At 58.5% G+C, this 1,185-nt stretch carries 2 protein-coding genes; both read left to right on the top strand.

What is annotated here, in order from left to right:
* Positions 1–181: 181 nt before the first annotated feature.
* Positions 182–460: a hypothetical protein gene (locus EKD05_RS25490; protein WP_129678454.1), complete on the top strand. Its 279-nt coding sequence runs from the start codon at positions 182–184 to the stop codon at positions 458–460.
* Positions 461–466: 6 nt separating this feature from the next.
* On the top strand, positions 467–1,057 hold the full coding sequence (locus EKD05_RS25495; RefSeq protein WP_129678456.1) for a DUF4405 domain-containing protein: 591 nt from the start codon (positions 467–469) through the stop codon (positions 1,055–1,057).
* Positions 1,058–1,185 lie beyond the last annotated feature (128 nt).

A 1,185-nucleotide genomic window follows, 5' to 3' on the forward strand; every position in this document is an offset into this window, starting at 1 on the left:
CGAGCCGATCTTGTACCGCAAAGGGTAGGCGTAGCGTGTACGTTCGCCAGCGCATAACCGGGTGCGCACGGGATATGTGTGTTGCATAAACTGCCACAGCGAGCGATTGTCACCCCTTACCGATGCAGCCACGGCACATAGACCCGTTCATCACGGCCTGTGACCCGCAGCGGATCACAGCATGCGCGTCCAGTTTGCCGAACTGGGTGTCAGGGTCGTGGAAATTGCCTACCCAGCCGTCGATACGCCCTTTCAAGCAGGCCACGCCCCAAAAAATGCGATCCAACCGGACGAGGCGGCTGCGATTGCGCTGCGTCGGTTGAATAGTGGAGCAGAGGAGATTCGGGTCAAACTGGCTGGCCTCCTGTTCATGCTGAATCGGCTCATGCCCGCCCGAGCCGTACGACTCCTCAACCGCATGATCGACGTTCCGCAGACAGAGCTTGCAGCACAAAGGTAGGTAGACATGCTAACAACGCGCCTCTCTCCCCACACCCGCCCAAACCGCGACCGCACCCGGCTGCGGCTCTATGTTGACAGCAGCATGCTGGTCGCGATGGTCTGGTCGCTCATGCCGCAGGCTACCGGCATCCCCCTGCACGAATGGGGCAGCCTGATCGTGATCGTCTTTGTGTTGGCGCATATCATCATCGACTGGCAGTGGATTGCTTCCGTGACGAGCGGAATCTTCCGATCCCAGCCGGGACAAACTCGATTCAACTATATCTGGAACTGGCTCCTGTTCGTGATGCTGGTCAGCGCCTTTTTTTCCGGTCTCGGCATCTCTGAGTCACTCCTGCCGAGTCTGGGTTTCGCCGCACGCAATGATCCGTTCTGGCTGGAGGTACATCTGTTCAGCGCCAATTCGGTTATGATCATGCTCGGTGTCCATCTCAATAGCGCCACCGAGCGATATCTAGCATTCCAGCGCGAATATCCCGATCTGGAAGACCAGATCAAGCTGTATCACATTGCATCGTTTATCGGCATCACCCCCGAAGCCTTGAGCCGGATCCGTCGGCAACTGGCGCAAGCAGCACAGCGAGAGCGCACATGACGCCGCTGGCGCGGCCCTGGCCTAGGCTCGATCTACTGCGGCCAGGAGCACGTCAAACCCCAAGGGCATTGATCAACTGCGCAGCTTGCTCACGAACCATCTCATTGTAACGGGCATCAAGGCCAAGC

Origin of the sequence: Candidatus Chloroploca sp. Khr17 (genome assembly GCF_004138165.1) — a bacterium.
In the GTDB taxonomy this organism is placed as follows: Bacteria; Chloroflexota; Chloroflexia; order Chloroflexales; family Chloroflexaceae; genus Chloroploca.